At 40.6% G+C, this 21,120-nt stretch carries 13 protein-coding genes and 1 pseudogene; 7 read left to right on the forward strand and 7 right to left on the reverse strand.

What is annotated here, in order from left to right; translation table 11 throughout:
- Nucleotide 1 precedes the first annotated feature (1 nt).
- The 4 genes and pseudogenes from HYG93_RS04460 (at nt 2) to HYG93_RS04475 (ending at nt 6,777) form a co-directional block, all read left to right on the forward strand.
- Nucleotides 2-1,885 (forward strand): hypothetical protein, encoded by a 1,884-nt coding sequence (locus HYG93_RS04460; RefSeq protein ID WP_120364251.1) that lies wholly within the window; start codon nt 2-4, stop codon nt 1,883-1,885.
- 8 nt (nt 1,886-1,893) lie between these two features.
- Nucleotides 1,894-2,571 (forward strand): hypothetical protein, encoded by a 678-nt coding sequence (locus HYG93_RS04465; RefSeq protein ID WP_106986073.1) that lies wholly within the window; start codon nt 1,894-1,896, stop codon nt 2,569-2,571.
- Between the two features lie 25 nt (nt 2,572-2,596).
- Nucleotides 2,597-5,479 (forward strand): annotated as a pseudogene (locus tag HYG93_RS04470) (RHS repeat-associated core domain-containing protein); the annotation flags it as partial.
- Nucleotides 5,480-6,030: 551 nt separating this feature from the next.
- Nucleotides 6,031-6,777 carry a tetratricopeptide repeat protein gene (locus tag HYG93_RS04475; protein ID WP_178961905.1) on the forward strand — a complete coding sequence of 249 codons (747 nt, stop codon included), beginning with the start codon at nt 6,031-6,033 and terminating at the stop codon, nt 6,775-6,777.
- Between the two features lie 407 nt (nt 6,778-7,184).
- On the opposite strand, the gene HYG93_RS04480 is transcribed toward HYG93_RS04475, so the two are convergent.
- The 7 genes from HYG93_RS04480 to HYG93_RS04510 form a co-directional block, all read right to left on the reverse strand.
- On the reverse strand, nt 7,185-8,600 hold the full coding sequence (locus HYG93_RS04480) for an efflux transporter outer membrane subunit (RefSeq protein ID WP_106986075.1): 1,416 nt from the start codon (nt 8,598-8,600) through the stop codon (nt 7,185-7,187).
- A 10-nt stretch (nt 8,601-8,610) separates the two neighbouring features.
- Nucleotides 8,611-10,590 (reverse strand): MacB family efflux pump subunit, encoded by a 1,980-nt coding sequence (locus tag HYG93_RS04485; RefSeq protein ID WP_178961907.1) that lies wholly within the window; start codon nt 10,588-10,590, stop codon nt 8,611-8,613.
- A gap of 2 nt (nt 10,591-10,592) precedes the next feature.
- Nucleotides 10,593-11,921: a MacA family efflux pump subunit gene (locus HYG93_RS04490; protein WP_106986077.1), complete on the reverse strand. Its 1,329-nt coding sequence runs from the start codon at nt 11,919-11,921 to the stop codon at nt 10,593-10,595.
- A 176-nt stretch (nt 11,922-12,097) separates the two neighbouring features.
- Nucleotides 12,098-13,081, reverse strand: coding sequence for a DNA polymerase III subunit delta (holA, locus tag HYG93_RS04495; protein WP_120364255.1), 984 nt, complete (start codon nt 13,079-13,081; stop codon nt 12,098-12,100).
- A gap of 12 nt (nt 13,082-13,093) precedes the next feature.
- The gene (gene lptE / locus HYG93_RS04500; RefSeq protein WP_106986079.1) at nt 13,094-13,651 is read right to left on the reverse strand and encodes an LPS assembly lipoprotein LptE; all 558 of its coding nucleotides are present in this window, start codon (nt 13,649-13,651) and stop codon (nt 13,094-13,096) included.
- A gap of 207 nt (nt 13,652-13,858) precedes the next feature.
- Complete coding sequence (leuS, locus tag HYG93_RS04505; protein WP_178961909.1) at nt 13,859-16,480, reverse strand: leucine--tRNA ligase; 2,622 nt, start codon at nt 16,478-16,480, stop codon at nt 13,859-13,861.
- Between the two features lie 178 nt (nt 16,481-16,658).
- Nucleotides 16,659-17,015, reverse strand: a complete 357-nt coding sequence (locus HYG93_RS04510; RefSeq protein WP_106986082.1) for a DUF4124 domain-containing protein — start codon at nt 17,013-17,015, stop codon at nt 16,659-16,661.
- A 700-nt stretch (nt 17,016-17,715) separates the two neighbouring features.
- Between HYG93_RS04510 and HYG93_RS04515 the strand changes: the two genes are divergently transcribed.
- The 3 genes from HYG93_RS04515 to ilvC all read left to right on the forward strand — a co-directional run bounded on the left by HYG93_RS04515 (nt 17,716) and on the right by ilvC (nt 21,059).
- A complete protein-coding gene (locus tag HYG93_RS04515; protein WP_106986083.1) occupies nt 17,716-19,443 on the forward strand; it encodes an acetolactate synthase 3 large subunit in 1,728 nt (575 codons plus the stop codon).
- A complete protein-coding gene (gene ilvN, locus HYG93_RS04520) occupies nt 19,440-19,931 on the forward strand; it encodes an acetolactate synthase small subunit (RefSeq protein WP_120365147.1) in 492 nt (163 codons plus the stop codon). The genes HYG93_RS04515 and ilvN overlap by 4 nt, the downstream gene beginning before the upstream one ends.
- 111 nt (nt 19,932-20,042) lie before the next feature.
- Complete coding sequence (gene ilvC, locus HYG93_RS04525) at nt 20,043-21,059, forward strand: ketol-acid reductoisomerase (RefSeq protein ID WP_106986085.1); 1,017 nt, start codon at nt 20,043-20,045, stop codon at nt 21,057-21,059.
- The last annotated feature ends 61 nt before the right edge of the window (nt 21,060-21,120 follow it).

Consider the following 21,120-nt stretch of genomic DNA (forward strand, 5'->3'; position numbering starts at 1 on the left):
AATGACTAAGCCTTATAAAGCTAAATTTAGAGTAGTACTTAAAGATAGATACGCGCAATCAGTTGGTTTTTGGGGGGCAAAATATAGAATTGTTTATTCGGAAGGTGGAGATAAACCAATTGTAGAAAATATTTTTGCATCAAAAGATGGTTATACGGTTTTAATATCCTCAAAAACGCCTGTAAAAATTAGAATAGAGTTATTTAATCCAAGTAAAGGATATTATGAGATTCCAACGTATGAAGTGAGTTTATCAGAAGTTGAAACCTCTTTAAAAGAAAACGTGAAAACAGTTCAGATTGAAAAGGGGTATTTTAAACTTAAAATTTTTGATCCATTTGGGAAGTTGTTAGATAAAAATCATTTTGAATACAAGATTTTAGCAAAAGAAAATGATAAGAATGGTAAATCTTTGATTATAAAAGATTGGTCGAGTTTCAATACAAATGGATTTACGGATCTTATATCTACTGATAAGGGATTAATTTCATTAGGGTCTTCAGTTGATAATTTTCGGAGTAGATTTTATACTCGGCCATACTTGGATATTTATCTGAGACATAAAAAAACTAAATTAGAAATTATCAGAGAGGAACGTGCAATAGCAGTTGGTTCTGATAAATTGTATCGAGAATGGAAAATAGATAGAAATGCTTTACAAACTTTCACTAAGCCTAGGGAAAATCAGAGTACAGCATTAATTAATGAGTTGAAATTTTCTAGAGATATTAAAGTATTATTATCATTATCTAAAGGTAAAACTTATATTGCTAAAAGGGATGATGGTGGTGTGTTATTTAATAATGCATTAAAGCAAAATAGTTTTATAAATTGGCAAGATGGGCAGGAAGTAATTTTTAAAGTGCCTGCGAGATTTAAAGGGGGGATAATTATAAGTGATAAAAATGGAAAAGAAATTGAAATGATAAATATCGGGGCATTAGATGGAAAGATTTATAAGTCTAATGAAAAGCCAAAGACAATTTCGATTTTAAAACAACCATTGGTTGATGGAAGAAAATCTAATAAGCAAGATTATAATGGTAACGAATATGCTCAATATTGTATTGATATAAATTATAATGGGCCAGATAAGAAGTTTTCATTAGAGGATATGAAAGATCCTAAAAAATGTAATGATAAAGAGTTTAAGAGTATTTGGAAAAGCATAAAAGAAACATTTTCATTTGATAATAGTGCTACTTGGTGGAATGTAAGCGTAGGTGTCGCTACAGCTTCACTAGATGTGGCAAAACGAGTAAGTATTATTGATAAATTTTTTAAACCTTTCTTTAATGTTATGGGAGTTGCTGCTTCACAAGCTGTATTTATTATAAAAAATTTGGGTAATCATAATGGTCTATTCTTTATTGGTTTAATCAGAGGGCGTGCATATTTTCATTATGCAAAGTTTGCAGCAAACTCCAAAGATGTGCTAACTCAAGTATTGCCAAGAGAGGTTGCTTTTGATTTTAGCCCGAAGGGAACGGTCAAAGGATCGCTAGCAGGTTTGATTGTAGGTGGAGCTATTGAAATTCAAAAATGGGCAAAATTACCTACTAGCCAAAAAGATATTACAGATCTTTTAGCAAATCTTACGGGAATGGCTGTAAAAACAATAGTTGGAACTTGGTTAGGCGTTCTAATTGTAAGTCTTGTAGTTGGTGGAGGTCCAATTGGTGTCGTTATTGGTGTCGGAGTATTAGTTGGTATTGCAATCGGATGGGCCCTCGACTACTTTGATGAAAAATTTGGTTTTACTGAGGGAGTAAGGGATTTTTACAATCATTTACAGACTTGTACTCAAAACACGATGGTGGAAATAACTGAAAAGGGAAATAAGTTATTAGGGCTTAATTATACATTGCCATCCTGGTTATTTTGAGAATTATTATGTCTATAAAATTAACAAAGTTTGATTCTGATTTCTTTATAAAAAATCAATTTATTTTAAATGTTGCTATAGGTGTTTTTGGTTTTTTATTTGCCTTAACAATTAATGGTGGATTTGAGAAGGATTTATTAAAATTTATTTATTTATTTTACTTTATTTTGGTTTTATTTTTTTATTTCAAACTTAAGCGTGGAAAAAACTATATATCATATTCTAGGCATAGGATATTAGGGCATATTTTTGTATCTTTTGTGTTTTTTATTATTGGTTTTACATTGTTAATTGAGGTGAATCCGATTTTTTTATATTTTGGAATTTTATTTTATTTTATTTTATCTGTTTTTTTATTTTCTAAAAATTTAAAAAACAATGAAAATTATGATAAATTTCTTTTAGATAAAATAAATAATCCTGAAGAAATGACTTTGCATGAGTTTTATGAGTATTTTGATGGTCTAGTTAATAAAAAAAATAAATTTGCACCAATAATGGTATTTTTAGGTATGCAAGTGGGGTTGATTATTTTTCTGAATGGTTTTTTAAAAAATGATGAGTATTTTGGCCCTATTTTTATTGTTGCTGTTTTTTTGTTGATAGCTTTTTATATTTTAAATAAAACATTCTTTTATTTGATGATACCTTATAATTTTTTACTTAAGATAGACAAAGAAGTTTAGTTTTTTAATGCGGTATTTGGCGGGCTTTAATTTTTTTCAGCAATTTAATGAAGAAACAGATGAAAAAGTTGCCTTAAGTTATCTGTTGTTTGAACAGCAAGCTTATCTTCAAGGCATTGATTTTCAATTGAAGCGTGGCAAGCACTAGCTCAAGTTTGCCTTTAATGATCAAGTAAAACTCATTGCTGCTTTTGTGGATGGACAGGTAGAGCCAGTGTCACGTTATGAATATGATGCGCAAGGCAATTTAATAAAGGCCGTAGATCAAAATGGTCACGTGCGCAGCTATGAATATAATGATGCGCATCAGCTGACCCGTTATGCCGACCGTACAGGGCGCGGGCATAATATTCGATATGAATCAAAAGAAGCAAATGCCAAAGCCATAGCGGAATGGGCAGATGACGGCAGTTTTAAGACCCGTTTGGAGTGGCATCCGCGATTGCGCCAAGTTGCGGTCTATGATGCTTATGATGTGCCGACCTATTACTATTTTGACTTAGATGGTTTCACCTATCGCACACGCTTAGCCGATGGCCGTGAAAAATGGCTATCGCGTGACAGTCAAAAACGCATTACCCGTCAAATTGATTTTGCAGGCCTAGAAACAGAACAAGTTTATAACGAGCAAGATCAGCTAATTAAAATTGTACAGCCGAATGGAGGCATCATCCGTTTTGCCTATGATCAAGCAGGAAATTTGACGGAAACCAAAGATCCAGAAGGTCATATCTGGAAAAAAGAATACGATGCAGACGGTAATGTAACGAAGGAAATTAATCCTTTAGGACATAGCACGCAATATAAATACAACAACGATAATCAAATTGTCGAAATCATTGATGCCAAAGGCGGCGCTAAAAAAATTCAATACAATGATTTGGGGCAAATGACCGCATATAGCGATTGTTCAGGTAAAGAAAGCGCATGGGAATACGATGAAGAAGGCGCACTGACTGCCCAGCAGTCTGCTGATGCGTAGCAAGTCAAATATATCTACAGCTCAGATGGCAAAGACAAAGGCCAGCTTAAAGCAATTGTCTACCCTGATGGTTTAAAAGAACAATTTGAGCATGATGAAGAAGGGCGTTTGCTCAAGCATACGGATACCAAAGGTTTAAGCACGCAGTACCGTTATAATGCTGCGGGTTTGCTCGAACAGCGTATAGATGCGAACCGTCATCAAATTGGCTACCAATGGGATCAGCAAGGTCGTATTCAAAAGCTGATCAATCAAAACTATGCAGAATATTTATTTGAATATAACCGTTATGGTCAATTGGCGCGTGAACAGGCTTTCGATGGCGAAGAAAAATATTATAGCTACAATGAAAACGGTCAGCTGTTCCAAATCCGTCAGCCGAATGTTTTTACTCAATTTGCATATTTTGCTGATGGCGCAATCGCTTCAAAAACTTATACCCATGTACAAACTCGTGTAAGTCAAATAGAAGAATTTGAATACAACATGAATCATCAATTGAGTAAGGCGACGAATAAAGACAGTCAAATCGATTTTTATCGCAACGCGCTTGGCCAATTGGTCCGTGAGCATCAGCATTATAAAGTGCCGCATTTCACTCCGCTGACGGCTGTGCTGCGTTATGAATATGATGTGCTGGGAAATTTAGCTCAAACGATTCGCCCTGACGGACAGGTTCAAAGCAATTTGAGTTATGGTTCAGGGCATATTTATGGCATTGCGTTAAATAAAAAAGACATGGTGGCATTTCAGCGCGATGACTTGCACCGTGAAACAGCGCGGATGCTCGCCAATGGATTGGTTCAAAGCAAAAATTATAATGATGTAGGTTTACTCAGTTCGCAGCTGATTCAGCCAGAGCAAGAGACTCTAGGGCGAGTACAGCATCAGGCGGAACGGCAGTATCATTATGATCAAAATTATCTACTCACGCAGGTGGACGACAGCCGTTTAGGCAATCTGAATTATCAATATGATGCGGTTGGCCGTTTGATACAGAGTCAAAGTGTGCATAAAACGGAAAGCTTTGCTTTTGACCCTGCGGGGAATTTAATTGACCCGATTGCCACGCAGGCGTCTCAAGTGAAAAGTAATTTGATCGCTCAATATAAGGGTAAAAACTATAAATACGATGCACAAGGTAATGTGATTGAAAGCAGCCATGCAGGCAAAACATTAAAACTGACGTGGGATAACCTGAACCGTTTGATCCAAAGTGACCATACTGGTCAGGTGACTGAATATGGTTATGATGTATTTGGACGGCGTTTATATAAGAAAAATCAAAATGCGCAAACCCTGACCTTATTCGGCTGGGACGGTGACCTGATGATTTGGGAGTCACAACAATCTAAAGACTTTGAAGAAAACTACACCAAGCATTATATCTATGAACCACAGAGCTTTGTACCGCTGCTACAAACGGGGTATACAGGTTTTATCAAGCTTTTAGAAACTCCAGATTATGCTCAATTTCAGCATGAAGAATATTCAGTTTATAAAGATCCGATATGGAAAACTGAAACACGAAAAAATAAAGCTGAATTGGAGCGGGTGCTTTTTTATCACTGTGACCAAGTCGGAACACCACAAACATTAACTAATGAATTAGGTGAGTGTGTTTGGGAAATTAAGCAAGATACATGGGGCACAGCTTTAGAGATTAAGACTAGTGACAATTTATTAGAGCAAACAAGTATTCGTTTTCAAGGGCAATATTACGATAATGAAACTGGATTACATTATAACCGTTACCGTTATTATGAGTCGCATAGTGCAAGGTATGTGAGTAAGGATCCGATTGGACTATTTGGTGGATTAAATAGTTCAGCTTATGTAAAAGACCCGAATCAATGGGTGGATCCGTTGGGTTTACAAGGTGAAAAATTTAGTGTGGATGGTAGAACTGTGACTGGGACAAAATATTATAGGCGTAATTCTGGTATGAGACCGTTGAACGCTGAAGCTATCTTATTTGTTCAAAAGGATAGAGAGCTAATGGTTAAACAAAAATATGAAAAATTCTGGAAGGGTGTAGAAGAACGAGCTAATAGAGAATGTGTAAAAGCTGATGAATCCGTTTCTACACATATCCCTTATACGACTATGACAAATATAAATTTAGGAGCAGCCGCTTTATTTGGAGGTTCTGGAGGATTTGGAGTGGGTCATACTAAGGATGAACGTGGGGAAAAATCATATTGTATAGCTAGCACTGTGTGTGGTACAGGCGGGGCAGAAGCTAGTGCATATGGTAGTATTGGCCAAAGTTATACAAATACGGGAACTTCAAAAGGGTTTTCTACAGGTGGTGCAGTATGTGGTAGTGCAAAAGGTGCTGCTATTATTGGTGCTTCAGTTCAAGGCTGCCAAAATACAGATGGTTCGCAAACAGGCTCTACGAATTTGGTTATTGGTGGGGCTGCTGGAGGCTCAGCAGGTGTTTGTTATACTGCTAACTATTGTAGGTAGATAATATGAAATTTATTATAATTTTATTAGTGACAGTGTCATTATTTGCGTGTGCTAATTTCAAAAAACAAGATAATAGTTTATCTATTATAGAAAATGAGTGCAATGAAGAAAAAATTCTAAGTAAGAAATGTGAAATTTTAAATTTAAAAGATTTATCAATTGATGAAAAAGAAAACCTTATTGGATGGTTGTATTTGAATGGTGGGGATGGTGTTAAACAGGATTATAATAAAGCATACTTTTGGTTTGAAAAATCAGCATTATCACAAAATGATGAAGCTTTAAATTCACTAGGCAATATTTATTATTTAGGTTTAGGGAGGGGGAAAAATTATATTAAGGCAGAGGAGCATTATAGTCAAGCGTATGCGTTAGGAAATAAAGATGCTATATTTAATTTGGCTGAATTATATAGAAATAATGGGTTTGGTAAGCTACCTGATTATAATAAAGCCGAGGAGATATATAGATCAAAAATAATAGATAATCCCTATAAGTCTTATGAAGGATTGTCGAAAATATATATAGAAAAAGGGGCTTTTAAAGAGGCATTTATATATTCAAAAAAAGCAGCTGATCTAAATAATCCTGAGGCAGAATATAATTTAGGGGTTTTTTATGAAAAAGGGATTTATGTTGAAAAAGATATAGAAAAAGCATTGTATTGGTATGAAAGAGCAGCTAAAAAAGGTCATTTAGATGCAAAAAATAATTTAGAGGTAATTGAATTTACAAAATCAAAGGAATAGAATCAATGAGTACGATAAAATAAAAAAATAATTCTGATTCTAAATATCAATATGTGGTTGATAAAGTTGGAAGTTTAAAAAGGAATAAAATTATTGACTATGCCCGATCTTTTTTTCTCTTTTATTATATTATTTCATTGTTAGGTAACTTATTTATTCATTTATTTAATAGAAATTATTTTTTTAAATTAGATGATCGTAGTGCTCATAAGGTTGAAGGTGTCAGTTTGAATTCAAATAAATTTGGATTCACTCACTATTTAATTTGTATTTTATGTGCCTATATAGGGTTGTTGTGCTTTACTTCTTTTATTGAGTTTATCGCGCAAACGCGAGGTCACGGGTTTGATAATTACTTGAAGTTTTGGAATTTCTTTTAAAAAAAAGCCCTTTCGGGCTTTTTAAAATCATGGCAATTGCCTAATCGGACTGCCACCCAACGCCTGCATCAAAGTCACATAAGCATTGTATTGACTCTGCTTGGTTTGCACCAAAGACAAACGTGCATCACGAGCCGTCTTCTGCGCATCAATCAAGTTTTTCAGAGCAATGGCGCCATTACGGTAACGTACTTCAGTCAAACGCTCAGTCTTTTCTGCAAGCTGCACATTACGCTCTTGAAGCTGTACCTGTTTGTCCAGTTCATTGCGCGCCGACAGCGCATTTTCTACATCTGCAAAGGCTGCATATAAAGTCTGACGGTACTGAATAATCGACTTTTCATATTCCAGTTCATTGACTTTTAAATCACGTTTCATGTCATTCCATTGTAAAAATGGCAAAGACAAACCTGCACCTAAAATGGCTGCAGGATTGGATAAAACCTCAGTCAATGATGTACTGCTGCCGCCAGTTGTTAAACTGCCAGTTAAGCTGATTGAAGGGTAATAACTGGCTTTATTCGCATCCTTCGTTGCCAAAGCCTTACGTAAACGTAATTCTGACGCTTTTAGATCTGGACGGCGCGACAGCAGATCCGCAGGCAGGCCCGCTGCAATATTTGGTAGGGCTGTACGCGGTAAACGTGCAGGTTCTGCAATATTTAACTGCTGTACAGGACGCTGCAGTAAAACGGCCAATGCAGTACGCGTCTCGACCTTCTGCTGCTCAATTTGACTTAAGGTTGCTTTTTGGCTTTGTACGGCCTGTTCGGCAGATGTTAAGTCCAAACCTGATACAGCGCCTGCTTTGTATTGAACTTTAACCAAATCATAAGTCTTTTGCGTGCTGGCTAAATTTTGCTGCGCAACGGCAAAGCGTTCATTTAAATAGCCTAGTTGCCAATATAGATTGGCTGTCGTGGCAATTAAACTTTGTGCAGTTGCTTGTAAGTCTTGTTCAGAGGCTAAAGCTTCCCAGCGCGAAGCTTCAGTTTGGTTTGCCAACTTGCCGAACAAATCCAGCTCATAACTGAGCCCAGGGTAGTTCAATGAAATACCATTTGAAGAGTCACCATCGCCATCTAAGCTAAAACGGTGTCCAACGGAAGCTCCAGCGGTGCCAATGCGGATGCCTTGCTGGCTTTGGTTTTGTTTCGCCTGAATGCGCGCTTGGTGCAGGTTAATGCCTGCAACTGCCAAATCGGTATTGGCATTTAAGACTTGATCCACCAGCTGATTCAGCTGGGCATCATTAAATAATGTCCACCACTGATCTGCAGAAGCATCTGCATGTATTTGCTGACTCATGGCTTTGCTATTTTGAAAGCTGGCAGGCATATTTACCGCGGGCTGTTCGTATGGCGATTTCACCATCGCTGCGCAACCTGTGAGGCTCCCACCAAGAATCAGGGCGCCTGCAAGTTTGGTTAAATTCATTTGCATTATGTTTTCCTTATTCTCTAGACAGAGCATCTACGGGGTTGAGTCGGGCTGCATTACGTGCAGGAATGAAACCAAAGACAATCCCGATCATGCTAGAGCAGACAAATGCTGCGATGATAGATGTCGTTGAATACGCCATTTGGAAGGTGCCACCAGCAAAATGGCTGATCAGTTGCCCAATACCCAAGGAGAGCAGTACACCTAAAATGCCACCTAAAATACAGACTAAAACTGCTTCAATCAGGAACTGTTGCAATATATCGCTTTGACGCGCGCCAACCGCCATGCGCACACCAATTTCTTGGGTACGCTCAGTCACAGACACCAGCATAATGTTCATTACGCCAATCCCGCCAACCACAAGGGAAATGACCGCAATAGCAGAAACCAAAAGGGTCATGGTTTGTGTGGTTTGCTGAATGGTTTCACGAATACTGTCTGAGTTTTGGGTAAACACATCTTGCGCGCCATGACGTTGCACCAGCAGATTCAAAATCGCATTTTCCGCGGCAGCGCTTGGATATTCGTCTTTCACCCGAACAATAATGCTACGCACATTGGACTGGCCTAGCATACGGCTCATCACTGTCGAATAGGGCAAATACACATTTAAACTGTCGTTGCCACCCATCATGCCTGTTTGCGCTTCAACTACACCAATAATTCGGCTGGGTACACTGCCCAGTAAAATGACTTGGCCAACGGGATTGCTACCATCACTGAAAAAAGTCTTTTTGGTATTGTCATCAATGACCACGTCCTGAGTTTGTTCAGTCACGCTTTCTTTATCAAATGGCTGCCCAGAGGCGAACTCCATACCTTTAACATAGAAGTAGTCTTCACTTACCCCATTGACGGTAGCAGAAGCCTCCGTGTCTTTAAAACGCGCTGTAACACTGCTGCTGACTGTCGGACTGACGCCTTCAACATAAGGCTGTTCAGACAACGCCGTAGCATCTGCTGGAATCAAGGTTTTAACTTGTGAGGAGCGGGAGTTATCACCAAAACCACGACCTTGATACACCGTAATTGTGTTGGTGCCCAAACTGCTGATATTTTCCAGAATTTGCTTTTGTGAACCATTACCCAGAGCCACAACTGAAACCACAGAGGCGATACCAATGATAATGCCCAGCATGGTTAAGAAGGTACGCATACGGTGCGCATTCATGGCCAACAACGCCATACGGAAGGCTTCGGCTAAACGATCAATCCCCGAACGCCATGCTGAAGTTCTTTTTTTGATGGCCGGTTGCAATTGTTGTTGCACCAATGTTTCGCCTTCAATTTCAGGCACATTGGGCTGATCGGAAATAATATTACCGTCACTGATTTCAATAATACGAGTGGCATTCTTTGCCACATTATGATCATGGGTCACCAAAATAATTGTGTGGCCCTTGGCATTCAGTTCCCGCAAAATGCGCATGACTTCAATGCCACTGTTTTTGTCCAATGCACCTGTGGGTTCATCGGCCAAAATCACGTCGCCACCGTTCATCAGCGCACGAGCGATGGATACACGTTGTTGCTGACCACCAGACAGTTGGCTTGGACGGTTTTGGGTTTTTTCACCTAGGCCAAGTTCAGTCAGCAAATCCTTTGCACGGGTTTGTCGTTCAGACGAATCTACACCTGCATAAATGGCTGGAACTTCGACGTTGCCTGCAGCGTTTAAATCACCCAATAGATGATAGCGCTGGAAAATAAAACCAAAATATTCACGGCGTAGCTGTGCCAGTTCATCGGCTTCAAGTTCGCGAGTTTCGCGCCCTTTAACTTTATAACTACCCGCTGTAGGCTGATCGAGGCAGCCTAAAATATTCATCAGCGTTGATTTACCAGAGCCGGACTGGCCCACAATCGCCACCAATTCTCCAGGGTAAATCGAAAGATTCACCCCTTTTAAGATCTGAACAGTAGTTTCACCCGCAGGGAACTCACGTGTCAGATTTTTGACCTCTAGTAGAGGCTGTTGATTTTGACTCATGATTACATTCTCATTGGGCCAGCGCCACCACGGCTGTTGCTACGTTTAGCCGAATCATTGCTGGTATCAGTTCCATCCGCAATAATGACTTTTTCGCCTTGTTTTAGACCTTTTAGGACTTGTGCAGTGACACGGTTATTTAAACCAATTAATACAGGTTGAGGCTGCGCGCTGCCATCTGCTTGTACAACACGAACCATTGCCATAGATGCTTTGCCTTGTTTTACTAAGGCTTTTTCTTCTGCACTTAGTTCTAAGCGTTTAGGTCGTTGAGTCGCATCTGGGTTGTTACTTGCTTCTGAGGCACTGCTGTCGGCATCACTACGTGCTTTACGCGGACGGTTAGATGTTTGAATGGCAGCCGCAGGCACAGTCAGTACATTGCGCGCTTCATCTAAAATAATATAAACCTGTGCGGTCATATCAATACGTAGCTTGCCGTCTGCATTGGGTACATCAAACAAAGCATTGTAGTAAACCGCTGTACTTGATGATGAGGTAGAGCTGTTACTGGTTTCATTATTAATTGAAGAGGGCGCAGGTTCGACTTGGCGTAAAGTGGCGTAATGTTTGGTTTCGCTGTCGCCAAGTGTTGTGAAGTAAACGCGCTGGCCTTTTTCAACTTTCATCACATCTGCTTCAGAAATTTCAGCTTTGATGGTCATGTCATCCAGTTTTGCCAACTTCACAATCGTTGGCGCGCTTTGGTTGGCGTTCACCGTTTGGCCTTCTTCAGTCACGATTGCGACAATTGTGCCATCCATCGGTGCAACAATTTGTGTGTAGCCTAAATCTTCTTTGGCCGTTGCTAAGGTTAAGCGAGATTGTTCAATTTGTGCATTAATTGCCACAATATCTGCCTGAGCAGTTTTGTAGCTGGCCAGTGCCGATTCAAGTTCTGCACGTGATGTTGCATCTTGCGCATACATGGCTTGCTGACGCTGATATTCAGCTTCAACTTTAGCTAAATTTGCCTGTTTTACAGCAAGCTGTGCTTGTTGGTTTTTAATGTTGGCTTCCGCAGTTTTTAATTCATTGTGTTGGCGTACAGAATCAATTTGTGCAATCAACTGGCCTTGTTTGACTTGATCACCCAGTTGCACATACATTTTTTTTACCTGCCCCGACACTTGAGCACCGACGCTGACCATTTTGGTCGCTTCTAATACGCCTGTGGCCAATACCGAGTTCTCTAAATCGCCGCGAGTAACTTCAGCAGTAATAAACTGTGGCTGTTGTTGTTTAGGTTTAAAAAAGTACCATGCCGTAAGGGCTATGGCGAGAGTGCAAATGATTGCTATAAGCAGTTTCGCTGGTTTTATTTTCGGCATGATTAGTTGGAGAATTTGAATGAGAATAATAGATCAAGTATAGATTTTAATTACGGATAAATCGTGAATTTTTTATACAAACAGAAATGATTCTTATTATAAAGAAGCTGAGTGTTTAAGAAGTCAGCAGACTCAATCTCAATTATCATTGAGTCTACACATGAGGTTGATATAAATTAAAACAGGCTTCGACCACATAGGCTGGCAATCGCCTGTTGTACAAGGTGCTCTGGGTTTTCATGGCCAAGACCTTTAATTGATGCATCAATACGTAACAAAAGTGCAGGCCATGCTAAAAAAACATTAGGATTGAGGCGACGTAAGGCTTGTTGATACAAGCTGACTTTAGTTTTCCAAATCCCCAGCTGTAAGGCGTTTTGTGGCTGCTCAAACAGCGCCATCAATAAGCGCATATCTTTACTGATGCTCCACAAGATGAGACTCATCGGTTCGCCAGAGGCGATTAAATACTGAAAAATTTTAATCGACTGCGCCAAGTTGCCTTGTAGCATGGCATCGTTTAGATCGTAGGTGGTATAGCGAGATTGATCTTGTAGGCATGAATATAAATGATCAATTTGAATGATGTCGACATCAGCAAAGGTGTCGCTCACGCGCATTAAACTATTTTTGGCGGCTAATAGATTATGCTCATGGTGTTGCTCTACCCATTGCCATGCATCATTGGCTAATTTTATCCCTAGCTTTTGAGCTTCAACCGCCAAAATTTGCTGACGATCTTTGGCATAGTTCGCGGTCAACGCGACGTTAACACCATTGGCATCAATCGTTTGGAAGAAAGCGGTTTTTAAACTACTGGCATCTTGCTTGGGCATGACCACCAATAAGAGATTATGCTCATTATGCTGTAAATAGCTTTTGAGTTCTTTTAGCCCATTGGCATCAGGTTTAATGTTGCCATGCACTTCAATGGCCAACTGACTCGAAAACAGCGATAAGCTATTGAGTGCATTAAAGACGGTTTTCCAATCACTTACACTTGTAATATCAAAGCGTTGACGCTCGATTTCTTGCTTTTGCCAGCTGGCCCGAAAGGCATCGATTAAGTTTTGCTCAAGTAGAGGTTCTTGGCCATGTAAGACCCAAGCACCTCGAGCTTCATCAATACGTTTTAGGGCTTGTAGATAATCGAGCTTCATACGGTTTAAAGCTTATTCCGCAGCAGTTGCAGGTAGCGTAACACTCACAGGAGCATTCGTACGCTGTACAGCGGGTGGTAAACGATTCGATGAAATTTGGCGCGCAATTTGTTGTGCGACATCATCAATAATTACTTTGTTTAAATAAGTTTGTTCTTGATCATCCGTGTTTACAGTTGCTACGTCATATTGGTAGGTACGAGTTGCCATTACCGTCCGTGGTTCAGTTACGGGGTTACCTTGTGCATCTTCAATGCGGAAGGTGACATTCAGACGCAATAGGGTTTCAATCAGTTTGCCATTCAACTCAAGACGGCGCGGGGTGTATTCCAGCACACGTAACACATAGTTGTTGCTGTCATTGCTTACTTTAACGCCAGCAGCACCTAAATAAATCTGAAGTTTCTCTTCGAGGTCATCTGCATTTTTAGGAAGTGCCAAGCTCATGTTGGCATAAGTTACAGGTGCAACATTTGGGTTCGTGCCTTTCAAATGAAAGCCGCAGCCTGTAAGGCTTGCACCTAGACCCAAGGTTAATACAATTGCAGCAACACGTTGAACCAAATGCATGCGGTGTCCTCTGTCGTTATTAAACGCGATTTATATAAATTAAATTCTGTAGGGATTGTAAAGTCAAAGCCCGTTGGCTGGCAACGGGCTTTGTTTGGGAATTGTTTATTCCTTTTAGTTCCCCTCTTTCGTAAAGAGGGGTTAGGGGAGATTATTTTTGACGAAATCCCACCAAACCTCCCTTTGTAAAGGGAGGCTTAAAGGCTGTTAAACCACCAAGTTTACCAACTTATTCGGCACAACAATTTCTTTCTTAGTTGGGCTCGTTAAGTATTGTTGAACTTCTGGAAGTGCTTTTGCCATCGCCAAAATATCATCTTTAGACGCATCAGCTGCAACTTCTAACTTAGCGCGAAGTTTGCCGTTAATTTGAACTACAATTGTTTGTGTGTTGCGTGTTAACGCAGATTCGTCAACGCTAGGGAATGCAGTAGCGGTCAATTCAATGCCAAACTCAGCCAATAATGTTTGGCTTAAGTGTGGTGCAAACGGTGCAAGCAACGTTAATAATGCGATGATAGATTCACGGGCAACCGCAACATCGTTATCATCTTTTGCTTCAAACTTGTTGTTTGCATTCAGCAATTCCATCATCGCTGCAATAGCAGTGTTAAATGCATGACGGCGCTCGATGTCATCCCCCACTTTTTGGATGGTTTCATGCGTTTTTCGACGTAGGTCTTGTGCATCTTTTGATAAGTTTGCCTTATCAATTGCAGTTGTTGCATTGCCTTTTTCAAGGAAACCTGTGGTTAAACGCCAAACACGTTTCAAGAAACGGTTCGCACCTTCAACACCTGCATCTGACCATTCAAGTGATTGATCTGGTGGTGCAGCAAACATCATGAATACACGTGCAGTATCTGCGCCGTATTGGTCAATAATGGCTTGCGGGTCGATACCGTTATTTTTCGATTTCGACATTTTCTCTTGACCGCCAACGATCACGTCTTGACCATCTTCTTTGTATTTCGCAGAAGTGATACGACCTTTTTCGTCTTTTTCAAGTTCGATATCGGCAGGGTTAAACCATGTTTTCTTGCCTGACTCAGCTTCACGGTAGTAAGTGTCTGCAAGCACCATGCCTTGTGTTAATAAGTTAGTGAATGGTTCATTACCTTGTACCACGCCTTCATCACGCATCAATTTGTGGAAGAAGCGTGCATAAAGTAAATGTAGAATCGCGTGCTCAACACCACCAATATATTGGTTTACAGGAAGCCAAGTTTGTCCCGCTTCAGGTTTTACCATGCCATCAGTGAAGTCTGGAGATGCATAACGTGCGTAGTACCAAGAAGATTCTACGAATGTATCCAAGGTATCTGTTTCACGACGTGCGTCGCCACCACAGCATGGGCAAGTCGTTTCATAGAATTCAGGCATTTTGTTCAATGGGTTGCCTGAACCATCTGGAACCACGTCAGTTGGAAGTACAACAGGCAGTTGCTCTTCTGGTACTGGCACTTGACCACAGGTATTACAGTTAATCATTGGAATTGGACAACCCCAATAACGCTGACGAGAAACACCCCAGTCGCGTAAACGGAATTGAACTTTAGAGTTTGCAAGTTCAGCAGGTTCTAATTTTGCAAGGAATGCATCAAATGCACCTTGGAAATCTAAACCGTCAAATTCGCCTGAATTGACTAGTTTACCTTCTTTAGAGCCGTACCATTCTTGCCAAGTTGTTGCATCAAAGTCAGCATCATCAGCGCCTTTGGCATCAATCACTTGTTTGATGGTTAAGCCATATTTGTTAGCAAATTCGAAGTCGCGCTCATCGTGTGATGGAACCGCCATCACCGCACCTGAACCATAAGACATCAATACGTAGTTTGCGATCCAAACAGGAACTTCTTCACCAGTTACTGGGTGTTTTACAGAAAGACCTGTTGCCATGCCTTTCTTTTCAGCTTGAGCAAGGTCTGCTTCTGCAACAGAACCCATGCGACATTCTTCAATAAATGCAGCCAATTCTGGGTTTGTTTCAGCAGCTTTTAACGCCATTGGGTGTTCTGCAGCAACTGCAACATAGGTTACACCCATTAGTGTATCTGCACGTGTGGTATAAACAGTGAGGCTGTCTGCATAAACTGCTGGATTTGCAGAAGGGAAGGTAATTTCCATACCTTGCGAACGGCCAATCCAGTTACGTTGCATCGTAAGAACTTGCTGTGGCCAGCCGTCTTTTAATGTGTCTAGATCATCCAATAATTCTTGCGCATAGTCAGTAATGCGGAAGTAGTACATTGGAATATCACGTTTTTCAACCAATGCACCCGAACGCCAACCACGACCATTTTCAACTTGCTCGTTCGCTAAAACAGTTTGGTCTACTGGGTCCCAGTTTACTGTAGAAAGCTTACGGTAAATTAGGCCTTTCTTATAAAGCTGTACGAATAACCATTGTTCCCAACGGTAGTATTCAGGTGTGCAGGTTGCAAACTCGCGGTCCCAATCTACAGACAAGCCCAGTTTTTTCAGCTGGTTGCGCATGTAGTCAATGTTTTCGAAAGTCCACTTTGCAGGGGCAACTTGGTGGGCAATCGCTGCGTTTTCTGCTGGCAGGCCGAAAGCATCCCAACCCATAGGCTGAAGTACAGTTTCACCTTTGAGACGGTGGAAACGGCTGATTACGTCACCAATCGTATAGTTACGCACATGACCCATGTGAAGCTTGCCACTTGGATAAGGGAACATCGAGAGGATATAACGACGTGGGCCTTCTACTTGGTCGGCAACTTTAAATGCTTTATTGGTTTCCCAAGCTTGTTGAACTTGAGGTTCAATCGCGCTCGCTTGATATTCAGGGTCGATGTGAGTAGTCATATACGTATATAGGAACAATGGTTAAAAAGTTTGTGACACAGCATAGCGCAAAACATACCTAAAAGTGAATTTGGCGATGCTTTAAAATAGGAAAAAGCCACCGATTCCTATAAACCAAAGTGAGTTGTCACTGTTTAGCTTAAAGGCTGTGGCTTTTTAATGGAGCAAGCCAAGTGGTTTAACGTGCATTTCCTGTGGCTGTAGCAGGTGGGGTTGATTGGCCTAAGTGTGGAATGGGTGTAGGTTGGTTCTGCTGATTGTTATTCGATGTATTTGTGGCAGGGGCAGTTTGAGGTGTAACAACTTGCTCATTTTCAGATGCATTGTTTGCTTTAGCTGCAGGTGTTGTTTTCCAGCCATACGTTTCTACTTTGCTTTTCTTCTTAGCGCTACTTGGTGGTGGTGTCGCCGTATAATGTGTTGAACCTTTGGCATCTACCCATTTATAAAAATTTTGAGCAAATGTGCTTGGTGCGATACTCGCTAGTGCAATTGAAAGGCCAAATAAGCCAATCGTTGTATAGGTATTTTTCATGTCGATTAGATGTCCATTTTTATTCAATAACAAATCATGATAATGAAAATTATAAGGAAATTTTGCGCCATTTTTTATGAACACGCTATGTCTTTTTGTATGACAACAGATGAGTGGTGTTTATTAAATACAATGCTTTTAAAATAGGCTGTTATTGCTTGGAAATTCATCAAGATTTAAATAGTCATATAGATTGAATTGAGCAGAACTTAGGGCGAGGCAAATAAAAAATCATTTTTATATTTAAATTATTTATTCAATATATAAAAGTTTTTTATTTGTTTTAAGGATTTATGACGAAAAATCAGTGTAGGACGAGATTGTGCGCTATTTCGCAAAGATTAAAAAATATACGGTCTCTAAATAAACAAGAAAAAGCTAATTTTTAAACTTGACATTAAGGGTTTAAACCACAAAAATGCTGTCTTTAGTTTTATATGTCTTAGATCGATCACCCTTCGAATAAGTACATTTTAGCAATGGACTTCTTCTCTAGCCGAGAAGATGAACAAAGCCAACAAAATATGTTTATCCCAACATGTTTTAGGCCCCATATTGCTCAAACAGCAAGCAGGTCAGATTTTTTTCTTATTGCTATGAAAACTATGAAATTTGTGTGCTATAACAGTGCAGACAATCAATGAATGAGCGTCGCAAATGCCTCCCATTTGCCGACGAAAAAAGATTAGGGTGAATCACGTTGGAACTTTTATCTGGTGGTGAAATGCTTGTTCGCGCATTAGCGGACGAAGGCGTTGAACATGTTTTTGGATATCCAGGCGGCGCAGTACTGCATATTTACGATGCGCTATTTCAACAAGAAAGAATTAACCATTACCTCGTACGTCACGAACAAGCTGCTGGCCACATGGCAGATGCTTACTCACGTGTAACAGGTAAGACTGGTGTTGTTCTCGTAACATCAGGTCCGGGCGCGACCAATACAGTCACTCCAATTGCTACAGCCTACATGGACTCAATCCCAATGGTGATTTTGTCAGGCCAAGTTGCGAGTCACTTAATTGGTGAAGATGCATTCCAAGAAACTGATATGGTCGGTATTTCTCGTCCAATTGTAAAACATAGTTTCCAAGTGCGTCATGCTAGCGAAATCCCGGCAATTATCAAAAAAGCATTTTATATCGCTTCATCTGGTCGTCCAGGTCCAGTAGTAGTCGATATTCCAAAAGATGCGACCAATCCTGCAGAAAAGTTCGCTTACGAATATCCTGAAAAAGTAAAGATGCGCTCTTACCAGCCACCTCACCGTGGTCATTCAGGTCAAATCCGTAAAGCGATTGAAGAGCTTCTTAACGCTAAACGCCCAATTATTTATACGGGTGGTGGTGTTGTACAGGGCAATGCTTCAGCTTTATTGACAGAGCTTGCGCATTTATTGGGTTATCCAGTTACGAATACCTTAATGGGCTTAGGCGCATTCCCAGGTACTGATCCACAATTTGTGGGCATGCTGGGTATGCATGGTACATACGAAGCCAATATGACGATGGCGAATGCTGACGTGATTTTAGCGATTGGCGCGCGTTTTGATGACCGCGTAACAAACAATCCAGCTAAATTCTGTCCAAACGCCAAAGTCATTCATATTGATATCGACCCAGCGACGATTTCAAAAACGATTATGGCGCACATTCCAATTGTAGGTGCAGTTGAACCTGTACTTCAGGAAATGTTAGCGCAGTTGAAACAGCTGAATGTTTCTAAGCCAAACCCTGAAGCAATTGCGGACTGGTGGAAGCAAATCAATGCATGGCGCGAAGCGCATGGCTTAAAAATCGTTGCGCCGACTGACGGCACAATGAAGCCTCAACAAGTTGTTGCTGCATTGGACAAAATTACCAATAGCCAAGCGATCATTACTTCTGACGTAGGTCAGCACCAAATGTTCGGCGCGCTGTACTACAAATATACGCGTCCACGCCAATGGATTAACTCTGGTGGCTTAGGCACCATGGGTGTGGGCTTGCCGTATGCAATGGCTGCTAAGCTTGCATTCCCAGATCAACAAGTTGTTTGTATTACAGGTGAAGCATCCATTCAGATGTGTATCCAAGAACTTTCTACATGTAAGCAATATGGCTTAAATGTAAAAATTCTATGCTTGAACAACCGTGCGCTAGGTATGGTTAAACAATGGCAGGATATGAACTACGAAGGCCGTCATTCGAGCTCTTATGTAGAGTCATTGCCTGATTTCCCTAAATTGATGGAAGCATACGGTCACGTAGGCATTCAAATTGATCATGCGGATGAGCTTGAGTCTAAGCTTGCTGAAGCAATGGCAATTAATGATAAATGTGTATTCATCAACGTGATGGTTGATCGTACAGAGCACGTTTATCCAATGTTAGTTGCTGGCCAGTCAATGAAAGACATGTGGTTAGGCAAAGGGGAGCGCACATCATGAGACATATCATCTCTGTACTTGTAGAAAATGAAGCAGGCGCGCTTTCACGTTTGGTGGGTTTATTTTCTCAACGTAACTATAACATTGAGACTTTAAACGTAGCGCCAACTGAAGATCCGACACTTTCACGCCTGACTTTGACGACTTATGGTGATGACCACAAGATTGAGCAAATTACCAAGCAGTTGAACAAACTTGTTGAAGTTGTAAAGGTAGTGGATCTTTCTGAAGGTGCGCACATTGAGCGTGAATTGATGCTGATTAAAGTAAAAGCGCTAGGTTCAGCACGTGCTGAAATCAAACGCACAGCAGATATTTTCCGTGCCCAAGTAGTTGATGTAACACCAACGACGTATACGATTCAAATCGCGGGTACAACTGAAAAGATTGACGGTTTTATTGATGCTTTGGCTGAAAATACCATTCTTGAAGTTGTACGCTCAGGTGTTTCGGGCATCGCGCGCGGCGAAAAAGTTTTAACAATCTAATTTTTTAAACATACATGCCTGCCTGAAAGGGCAGGCGCTCAGCACGGCGAAGATCAAAAAACATCAATGTGTTGAGTTAAGGAAACAAAAAGCATTTTAGCGGAGACAGCAATGCAAATTTTTTACGATAAAGACTGCGACTTATCTATCATCCAATCTAAGAAAGTAGCGATCATTGGTTATGGTTCACAAGGCCATGCTCACGCGCTTAACCTTAAAGATTCTGGCGTTGACGTAACTGTAGGTTTACGTGCTGGTTCTACTTCTTGGAAAAAGGCTGAAAATTCTGGTCTTAAAGTTGCTGAAGTTCCTGCTGCTGTAGCACAAGCTGACGTAGTAATGATTTTGACTCCAGATGAGTTCCAATCTCAGCTTTACCGTGACGTAATTGAACCAAACATCAAGCAAGGTGCTACTTTAGCATTTGCTCATGGTTTCTCTGTTCTTTATAACCAAGTTGTTCCGCGTGCTGACCTTGACGTAATCATGGTTGCGCCTAAAGCGCCTGGTCACACAGTACGTTCTGAATACCAACGCGGTTCAGGTGTTCCAGATCTTATCGCGATTCACCAAGATGCTTCTGGCAACGCTCGTAACCTTGCTCTTTCTTACGCTTCAGGCGTAGGTGGCGGTCGTACAGGTATCATCGAAACTTCATTCCGTGAAGAAACTGAAACTGACCTTTTCGGTGAGCAAGCAGTTCTTTGTGGCGGTGCAGTAGAATTAGTTAAAATGGGCTTCGAAACTCTAGTTGAAGCTGGTTATGCTCCAGAAATGGCTTACTTCGAATGTCTACACGAACTTAAATTGATCGTTGACTTAATGTTCGAAGGCGGTATCGCGGACATGAACTACTCAGTATCTAACAACGCTGAATACGGCGAATATGTAACTGGTACTGAAGTGATTAACGAACAGTCTCGTGAAGCTATGCGCAATGCACTTAAACGCATTCAATCTGGCGAATACGCGAAAATGTTCATCAACGAAGGTGCTTTAAACTACCCTTCAATGACTGCTCGCCGTCGTCAAAACGCTGCTCACGGTATTGAAGTAACTGGTAACAAGTTACGTGCGATGATGCCTTGGATTCAAGCGAACAAAATCGTAGACAAAGAAAAGAACTAAGTTCTAATTTCTGAGTCAAAAAAGCCCCTGTTTTAACAGGGGCTTTTTAAATGGTTGAAGG

The organism is Acinetobacter sp. SwsAc6, from assembly GCF_013391565.1.
Classification (GTDB): Bacteria; Pseudomonadota; Gammaproteobacteria; order Pseudomonadales; family Moraxellaceae; genus Acinetobacter; species Acinetobacter cumulans.